Raw genomic sequence first — 9306 nt, 5'->3', positions numbered from 1 at the left:
GAAGAGGTTGTACGATGAAAATCCAATCCATAGCACTGCCGGTGACGGCGGCAAATACCCTCGGCGCGGGTGAAGTCTGGCTGGTGGGGGCCGGGCCGGGCGATGTGGAACTGCTGACCATCAAGGCGCTGCGTGCTATCCGCCAGGCGGAAGTGGTGGTGTTTGATCGTCTGGTATCGGCGGAGGTGATGGCGCTGGTTGCTGTCGATGCTTTGCGTATTGATGTGGGCAAACGGCAGGGGTGCCATTCGCTGCCGCAGCCGGAGATTAACGCACTGCTGGCGGATCTGGCAGAGGCGGGGCAGCGGGTGGTGCGCCTCAAGGGCGGCGACCCGTTCGTCTTCGGCCGCGGCGGCGAAGAGATGGATTATTTACAGCAGCGCGGCATTCCTTGCCAGGTGGTGCCGGGGATCACCGCCGCCATCGGCTGTGCGGCGGCGGTCGGATTGCCGTTGACCCATCGCGACTGTGCCCAGTCGCTGCGTTTTATCACCGGGCATGCCCGCGACGGCGAACCCCAGCTCGATTGGCCCTCGCTGGCGACGGCCGGGCAGACGCTGGTGTTTTATATGGGCCTCAGCCATGCCGGCCGGCTGTGTCAGCAACTGTTGACGCATGGGCTGGCGGCCGCTACGCCGCTGGCGATTATTGAACGCGGCACTCAGCCGGATCAGCGGTTGCTGACGGCGACGCTCGCGACCTTGCCGGTATTGCTGGCGCGTTATCAGCCACAGTCGCCGAGCCTGCTGGTGGTGGGGGACGTGGTGCGTTTTTGCCGCCATCCGGCGTTGCGGGTGGCCGGTGATACGATGATGAGAACCGTGGCTGCGTAATCAACCACGCGGCCCGGAGAAGACAAATGCTGAATGAGAAGACCGGCATCGACAGGGTTGATGTCGGTCGGTGAAGGCCGACGTCAGTGGAACGCCCCTCGAGAGAGGCGCCTTTTCAGGCGCCTCTCTGGGTTTTTCCGTCGAATCACGTTTCACGGTGCGGCATTAGCGTTATAGCGGCCGGCCTGGCGGTGAAACAGGGATCTCTGCGGATTACTTCACGCGCACGTCAAACCCAGGGAAGTATTTCTTCGCCAGTTTTTCAACGGTGCCGTCTTCTTTCACCTGTTTGATGGCGTTATCCAGTTCGGTTTTCAGCGTTTCGTCGCCTTTACGCAGGCCGAAACCGATGCCGCTGCCCAGGATCTTATCGTCTTCCACCGCGTTGCCGAGGAACGCGAAGCCTTTGCCTTCCGGTTTGTCCAGGAAGCCGGATTGGCCGGCCGCCGCCATCACCAGCGTGCCGTCCAGACGGCCTGCCGACAGATCGTCATACACCAGGTTCTGGTCTTTGTAGGAGGTGACGGTGACGCCTTTAGGTTCCCAATGCGCCTTGGCGTACACCTCCTGAATGGAGCCCTGAAGTACGCCGATGTTTTTGCCTTTCAGCCCTTCGGCGGTCGGTGTCAGGCCAGAGCCCGCCTTACCCACCAGCTGGGTCGGAATGCGGTAGATCGGGTTGGTGAAGTCGATGGCTTCTTTACGCTTGTCGGTGATGTTCATCGCTGAGTTGATGGCATCGAATTTCTTGGCCTGTAGCGCCGGGATCAGGGCGTCGAAAGAGGTTTCCGACCAGGAACATTTGAAGTTTCCGGCTTGACAGATGGCGTTGCCCAGCTCGATATCGAAACCTTCCAGCTGGCCCTTGGCGTTTTTGCTTTCAAACGGCGGATATTCCGCTTCCAGCCCGTAACGCAATTCGGTCTGCGCCATGGCGAAAGAGGAAGACAGTAAACCCAGTGACAACATCAGCATGCTTAATTTTTTCATAGCGGGAACGCTCTCCGGTCAATCAGTGAATAGTTATCAAATCATCGTAACCCTGGATGGGGTTATCGCACGTTATTTTCAGCGGCCATCAATGCTTATTTGCGGGGGCAAGCCGTTGATGGCCGATTCTTTTCAACGCATCAGGCGCGGCGGCCCGTTACCTGGCACAGTGCCCTGGCGCCGGCACGGATGGTCTCCTCATCCTTCGAGAAGGAGAGGCGGATCAGTTTGTTATCGGTGCCGTCGGTATAGAACGCGGACAACGGAATGGTCGCGACGCCGTGGTCGACGATCAGGCGCTTGACCATTTCGCTGTCGCTTTCATCGCTGAAATGCGCATAGCTGGCGAGCATAAAGAATGAACCGTGCGACGGCAGCAGCGTGAAGGGGCTGTCTTGCAGTTCGGCAATCATCACATCCCGCTTCTGCTGGTAGAAATCGCCCAGCGTCATGTAGGTAGCCGGGTCCGCCATGTAGTCGGCGAATGCATACTGCATCGGCGTATCGGCGGAGAACATCATGAACTGGTGAATCTTGAGGATTTCGTTCATCAGCTCAGCCGGTGCCAGACAGTAACCGACGCGCCAGCCGGTGACGTGGAACGTCTTACCGAACGAGGAGACAATCACGCTGCGTGCGGCCAGTTCGCTGTGGGTCGCCATACCGTGGTGGCGCTGGTTGTCGAACACAATATGCTCATACACCTCGTCCGACAGAATCACGATGTCGGTATGGCGGGTGATGGCGGCCAGTTGCGCCAGATCGTTTTCACTCAGTACCTGCCCACTGGGGTTGTGCGGGCTATTGATGATGATCATCCGGGTGCGCGGCGTAATGGCGGCCTGCACTTCGTCCCAGTTGATGGCGAACTCGGGCACTGACAGTTTGAGGGCGACGGGGGTCGCGCCCTGCAGGCGGACAATCGGCGCGTAGCTGTCGAAGGAGGGCTCAAAATAGATCACCTCGTCGCCGGGATGCACCAGCGCGGAAATGGCCGAATAGAGCCCTTCGCTGGCGCTGGCGGTAATGGTGACTTCGCTGCCGGCATCGTAGTGCTGGCCGTAAATACGTTTAACCTTTTCCGCGACGATCTCTTTGAGCGAAACCAGCCCGGACATGGCGGCGTACTGGTTGTGTCCCTGCGTCATCGCACGGGTGACGCCGGCGATCAGTTCCGGCGAACAGGGGAAGCTGGGCGCGCCCTGCGACAGGTTGATGGCGTGGTGCTGGCTGGATAATTGACCGATAACGGTAAAAATGGTGGTTCCTACATCGGGTAGCTTGGAATGAAACTGTACCGGGGTTTGGATCGGCATGGTTATCTCCGTTGACGGCGGGAAAAATGAATAACTATGCAGTTATTAGACGGTGTTAGCGGTAGTGCCACAATCGAATTGTTGTCATAATAGCCATGAAAAAAACGCATGGCTCAACGGTAATCCACATCATGAATAAACACATTCCACCTCTGAATGCATTGCACGCTTTTGTGGTAACGGCGCGTCATCTCAATTTCACTCGCGCTGCCGAAGAGTTGTTTGTGACGCAGGGCGCCGTCAGCCGTCAGGTGGCGATGCTGGAAGAGTGGCTCGGGTTCGCCCTGTTTCAGCGCCACGCCCGCGGGCTGCGCCTGACGCCCCAGGGCAGCCAGCTGCTGCCGGAAATTCGCGAGGTGTTTGAACGTCTGTTCAAGGCGACAGAAAAAGCGCGTGAAAACGGAACGGTGCGCATGAAAGCGCCAACCTGCGCCATGCGCTGGCTGGTGCCGCACCTGATGAAAATGGAACAACGACGGCCGGAGTTGCATGTCTCGTTGAGCACCACCACGGATCACGGCGTTGATTTTCGTCACGAACAATTTGATGTGGCAGTGATTTTCGCACCTGACGCCGCGCCGTTGCAGCACGACGGCAAACTGTTCGATGAAGTGCTGTCGCCGGTGTTGGCGCCCCACTTGCTGCCCGCCGGGCAACATACCCTGACGCGGGAACAGCTCTCCCGCTTGACGCTGTTGCACCCCACCCACGACCGACGCGACTGGCGGCTGTGGCTGAGCGAGAACGGCATGAGCGAAACGCTGATGCGCCGTCATCAACAGTTCGACACGATGGATTTGGCGATCAGTGCGGCGATCCAGGGGTTTGGCATCGCCATCGCGGATGTCACGTTGGTGGCGGAAGATATTCAGCGCCAGCGGCTGGTGATGCCGTTTGTCGACACCGCGCAGACCGGCGCCGCTTATTATCTGGTGCACCGGCCGGATATGCAGGCTGATTGGTTGACGGATTTTATCGATTGTTTCGCCGGCGCCATGGCGGCGCCGATCTGATGCCGGTTTGCGCCGGGCGGTTCGCCCGCTATACGCTTAATCGAGACGTACCGCCACATATTATGTTGCTATTTTTTATTGATAAATATTGAATTTTTTTCATTTAGTTCAAAGTTTTACGATGTCAATACCACTTGCTGTGTAATTCAGTAAGTCGGTCACAGAACGTCCTACGCCGTGTCGATACAGTAAAGCCAGCTTCTCAAAAAAATATAGGGACATCATGAAAATATCGACAAAATTACTGGTACTGGTCTGTGCGGCTTTAGTGGGATTTATTTGTCTTACCCTCATTTCTCTGACGTCGTTAAAGTCTGCGCTGGTTGATGCACGCCGCAGTGAGATCTCCATTCTGCTCGACAAGGCGAAACACGTTGCCGAGTATTACAAAGGGTTGGAAAAAAGCGGCCAGCTGACGCGCGAACAGGCGCAGAAGCAGGCTCAGAATGCATTGACGCAAATGAATGCGCCCAAAGCCACCAGCTATTACTGGGCGACCACCGCCGACAGCATCAACCTGGTGCACCCCAATGAGCAATTGCTGGGGAAAAAAGCCGGCGGCAACCATACTGCGGACGGCGTCACGGATAACGACGCTTACCGTGAGGCGTTGTCGAAATCGGACATGGCGATGATGGATATCTACATCAGGCGCATGCCGGAGCTGGAGCCGGAGCCTAAATTGCAGGGCGTGGTGGCGGTATCTGACTGGAACTGGTGGATCGGCACCGGGTTCTTCTATCAGGATATCAACGCCATGTTCTGGAAACTGGCGACCACGCTGATCGTCCTTTCCGTGGTGATTCTGGCGCTGGTCTCCGCCATTGCCTGGCTGATGGCGCGCAGTATCTATCGGGCGTTGGGCGGCGAGCCTGCCTATGCGGCCGGGCTGTTGTCTGAGATCGCGGCCGGCAACCTGACGGCGGAGGTGCCGCTGCAAAGTAACGATACCTCCAGCCTGATGTACAGCCTGGCCAAAATGAAGGAGCAGTTGGTGTCGCTGGTGGGGGAGATTCAATACACCAGCGAGTCCATCAGCAATGCCACCAGCAATATTGCGCAGGGCAACTACGATCTCTCTTCCCGTACCGAGCAGCAGGCGGCGTCGTTGGCTGAAACCTCTGCCAGCATGGAACAGCTGACGTCTACCGTAAAACAGAATGCCGATAACGCCGAACATGCCCGGCACCTGGCGGTGCGCGCTTCCGAAGCCACGGAGCGGGGCGGGAATGTCGTCAATAGCGTGGTGCAGACCATGGAGATGATTTCGGAAGGGTCGCGTAAGATGGGCGACATTATCAAGGTGATCGAAGGGATTGCGTTTCAGACCAATATTCTGGCGTTGAACGCGGCGGTGGAAGCGGCGCGAGCCGGTGAAGAAGGTCGCGGCTTTGCGGTGGTGGCGGGAGAGGTGCGTTCACTGGCGCAGCGCAGCGCGTCGGCCGCCAAAGATATCAAGGTGCTGATCGACAACTCCATGGTTCGGGTCAACGACGGTTCGCAGCAGGTCGCCGATGCCGGCGAGCGGATGCAGGAGATTGTCGCCTCCATTACTCAGGTGCGCGACATCATGGCCGAGATTGCCACCGCCTCCAACGAACAAAGCATCGGCATCGGTCAGGTGAATCAGGCGGTGACGCAAATGGATACCGTGGTGCATCAGAACGCCGCATTGGTGCAGGAAGCGGCCACGGCGACCGCGTCGCTGGATGAACAGGCGGGGAAACTGCGCCAGACGGTGCAGGTTTTTGCGTTGCATTAAGGTGTGGGGCCGGCGAGATGGTCGCCGGCCTTTTGTTTTCGCCCTTCCGTTTCCGGCATGATGCCGGGTGCGGCACGGGCGCCGGCCGGCACCGGTCAGGCGGCATCTTCCAGCGTAAACATGCCGTAGGGATGAATCTGCAGGAACAGCTGGTCGCCCGCGCCGGGCTGCAACTGGGTGGCGTTGACCTGCAACAGCAGCGACTGCCCATGCCAGTCCACCGTGACCTCATACTGCGGCCCCATGTAGGCAACCTGTCGGATGGTGCAACGCTGGCTGTCCTGTCCTTCCTGATTCAGAGTGATGGCTTCCGGGCGAACCCCTACGGTGCAGGTGTCCCGACCTGGCGCGAACCCGTCCGGGCGCGGTACGTGATAACCGAAGATCTCCACGCTATCGCGGTGCAGACGCGCCGGAAAGACGTTGGCGTCCCCCATGAAGTTGGCCATGAAACGCGACGCCGGGTGGCGGTACAGCGCCTGCGGCGCGCCGATCTGCATGATTTTCCCTTTGTTCATCACCAGCACGGTATCGGATACCGCGAAGGCTTCGCTCTGGTCGTGGGTCACGTACAGCGAGGTGATATTGAACTGCTGCTGCAACTCACGGATTTTTTCCCGCATATTGCGACGCAGGTTGGCGTCCAGATTGCTGAGCGGCTCGTCGAACAGCAACACCTTGGGCTTGAGGATCAGCGCTCGCGCCAGCGCCACGCGCTGCTGCTGGCCGCCGGAGATTTGATCGACATAGCGTTCTTCGAACCCGTCCAAATCCACCAGCGCCAGTGCTTCGCGCACCCGGTCGCGGATTTCCCCCTTCGGGCGCCCCAGCATTTTCAGCCCGTAACCGATGTTCTCGCCGATCGACATATGCGGGAACAGGGCGTAGGACTGAAACACCATGCAGATATCGCGCTGCTGGATGGCGCGATCGGTCACGTCTTCGCCGTCGATAAAGATGCGGCCGTCGCTGGGTTTCTCCAGCCCGGCCACCAGTCGCAATACCGTCGTTTTGCCGCACCCCGAGGGGCCGAGCAATGTGACCATGTGGCCCTGCGGGATCGCCAGATTCAGGTTGTCCAGCACGGTATTGTCGCCGAACCGTTTGGTGATGCCTTTCAGTTCAACAAAGTTTTTTTCTGTGGATGCGTTATTCACGATGGTCACTCCGAATTACTGACGGTTTTGGGCTTTGGAGCGGGAGATGCGCGCTTCGCCAACCAGATAGTCGAACAGGAAGATGATGGCCAGCATCACCACGATCAAGATGGTGCCGTAGGCGATGGCGATGCCGTACTCGCCGTCCTCCACCCGGTTGAGGATATACGCGGTGGCGACGCGGGTTTCCGGCGTGACCAGAAACACGATGGCGCTGACGGTGGTGATGGCGCGGACAAAGCTGTAAATCAGCGCCGACAGGATCGCCGGGCGCAACAACGGCAGCAGGATGTACATCACCGTGCGCATGGAGCCGGCGCGCAGGCTGAGCGAGGCTTCGTCCAGCGATTTATCCAACTGGCCAACCCGGCGATGCCGGCGCGGATCCCGACCGGCACGTTGCGCATCACCATGGAGATAATGACGATCGCCGCCGTACCGGTGAGGTATACCGGCGCGCTGTTGAACGCCAGAATGTAGGAGATCCCCGCCACGGTGCCCGGCACGGCGAAGCACAGCATGGTGGTGAACTCGATGGTTTTCTTGCCCTTGAACTGTTGGCGCACCACGATGTAGGCGATCAGCAGGCCGAACAGCGCGGTAATCGGCGCGGCGATGCCGGCGTACAACAGCGTATCCAGCAGCGAAGGCCAGGCGCCGTCGCTGAACCCTTGCCCGAACAGCCGCACGAAGTTTTGCAGCGTCAGGGTATAGTCCACGCCCCAGTTCACGGTGAAGCTGCCGTAGAAAATACTGCCGTACAACAAGGTGTTGAACGCCACCCAGACCGCCAGGATCAGCGTGACGCCGACCACCATGCTGCGGGGCAGCGGCTGGACGTCGCCGCGGGTGAACTTGCCCGAAATGGTGACGTAGGAGCGTTTGCCGATCCACAAATACTGGATGCAGAACACCGCCAGCGAGAACACCAGCAGGATCACCCCCAGCGTACTGGCGGCCTGATAGTCCAGCTGTGCGCCGGTGATGTAGAAATAGATCTGGGTCGCCAGTACGTCGAAGTTGCCGCCCAGCACCAGCGGGTTGCTGAAGTCCGCCAGCGATTGCACGATGACGATCAGAAATGCGTTGGCCAGCGCCGGTTTCAGCAGCGGCAGGAAGACCCGGCAGAACGTCTGATAGCGGCTGGCGCGCAGGGTGTAGGAGGCCTCTTCCAGCGATGGGTGGATGGTTTTGATGGCGCCGTCGAGGATCATGAACGCCATCGGGGTAAAGGCCAGTACCTGCGCAATCCAGATGCCGGTAAAACCGTATAGCCAGTTGGTATTTTTCAGCCCGAACACCTCCGCCATAAATTCAGTGACGTAGCCGGAGCGCCCCATCATCAACGTCACCCCGAGACCGACGATAAACGGCGGCGTGACGATCGGCAGGATGGAGAAGACCCGGCCCAGAATGGCGGAGCGTTTGGCGATGCGGGTGGTGTAAATAGCCAGCACCAGACCGAAGAAGGTACAGCCGACCCCGACGGCGATAGACAACAGGAACGAGTTGGCGATCACCTGCAGAATGTGGGACTGGCTCAGTACCGTCATAAAGCCGAGCGGGACGAATTTCCCGGCGCTGTTGGTGAACATCGGCAGAAAGATGGCAATGCTCGGATAGAGAATAAAGACGCCGATCAGCGCGATAATCGCTACCAGCGAACCGATGACGAAGCGATCGCCGCCCAGCCATTCCAGCCGGGAAAAGGCAAGCGTCATGACGGCGCCGAGCGCGATAAGGATGCCGATGGCGGCGTAGCCCAGCCCGCGGTTGACTGCCACGGCGCTGGCTATCATGAACAGGGCGCAGAATAGCGCGTACCCGGCGTCGAACAGGTGGCGACCGCGCCGCTTGCGCGGGGCGGCCGTCGCCGGACGCAATAGTAATAACAGCGGCAGCAACAACCACAGCAGGCTGATGTTGCCCCCCGACCAGCCATAGGCATTCAGCAGTTCTTCCCGGGTGGCGCCGGTCAGACCGTAGTCAAGGCTCCAGGCGGGCAGCAACGCGAACGACAGCGCAATGACGCCGATCCAGATAAAAATGGCATCCCGGCGAGCTGGCGGCGCCGCAGAGAGTGAATGAGACATGGTGGTTTCCCTCGGTATTGACGAATAACAGGGTGCGATAGGCGCCTGACCGGCAACGCTGGCCGGCGGAACGCGCAAACCGGCGGGCGGCGTCGGGGCCATCTCCCCGGCGTCCCCGGTGTTGAAACGGTTTGCGGCGTAC

At 59.3% G+C, this 9306-nt stretch carries 6 protein-coding genes and 1 pseudogene; 3 read left to right on the top strand and 4 right to left on the bottom strand.

Features of this window, described 5'->3' with window-relative positions; all coding sequences use genetic code 11:
• Positions 1 to 14: 14 nt before the first annotated feature.
• Entirely contained in the window at positions 15 to 833 is an 819-nt protein-coding gene (gene cobA, locus DPA2511_RS12810) for a uroporphyrinogen-III C-methyltransferase (protein WP_015854177.1), read from the top strand.
• A 213-nt stretch (positions 834 to 1046) separates the two neighbouring features.
• On the opposite strand, the gene DPA2511_RS12805 is transcribed toward cobA, so the two are convergent.
• Positions 1047 to 1823, bottom strand: a complete 777-nt coding sequence (locus DPA2511_RS12805) for a transporter substrate-binding domain-containing protein (protein WP_015854176.1) — start codon at positions 1821 to 1823, stop codon at positions 1047 to 1049.
• A gap of 140 nt (positions 1824 to 1963) precedes the next feature.
• Positions 1964 to 3139 carry a pyridoxal phosphate-dependent aminotransferase gene (locus tag DPA2511_RS12800; RefSeq protein WP_015854175.1) on the bottom strand — a complete coding sequence of 392 codons (1176 nt, stop codon included), beginning with the start codon at positions 3137 to 3139 and terminating at the stop codon, positions 1964 to 1966.
• 131 nt (positions 3140 to 3270) lie between these two features.
• On the opposite strand from DPA2511_RS12800, the gene DPA2511_RS12795 reads away from it, so the two are divergent.
• The gene (locus DPA2511_RS12795; protein ID WP_015854174.1) at positions 3271 to 4152 is read left to right on the top strand and encodes a LysR substrate-binding domain-containing protein; all 882 of its coding nucleotides are present in this window, start codon (positions 3271 to 3273) and stop codon (positions 4150 to 4152) included.
• A gap of 223 nt (positions 4153 to 4375) precedes the next feature.
• A complete protein-coding gene (locus DPA2511_RS24170) occupies positions 4376 to 5914 on the top strand; it encodes a methyl-accepting chemotaxis protein (protein WP_015854173.1) in 1539 nt (512 codons plus the stop codon).
• Positions 5915 to 6009: 95 nt separating this feature from the next.
• Here DPA2511_RS24170 and fbpC read toward each other — a convergent pair whose 3' ends face one another.
• Positions 6010 to 7071 (bottom strand): ferric ABC transporter ATP-binding protein, encoded by a 1062-nt coding sequence (fbpC, locus tag DPA2511_RS12785; RefSeq protein WP_015854172.1) that lies wholly within the window; start codon positions 7069 to 7071, stop codon positions 6010 to 6012.
• 15 nt (positions 7072 to 7086) lie between these two features.
• A pseudogene (locus DPA2511_RS21740) lies at positions 7087 to 9164 on the bottom strand (ABC transporter permease).
• Positions 9165 to 9306 lie beyond the last annotated feature (142 nt).

It is taken from the genome of Musicola paradisiaca NCPPB 2511, assembly GCF_000400505.1.
Classification (GTDB): domain Bacteria; phylum Pseudomonadota; class Gammaproteobacteria; order Enterobacterales; family Enterobacteriaceae; genus Musicola; species Musicola paradisiaca.
This window is presented reverse-complemented; position numbering and strand designations above follow the sequence as displayed.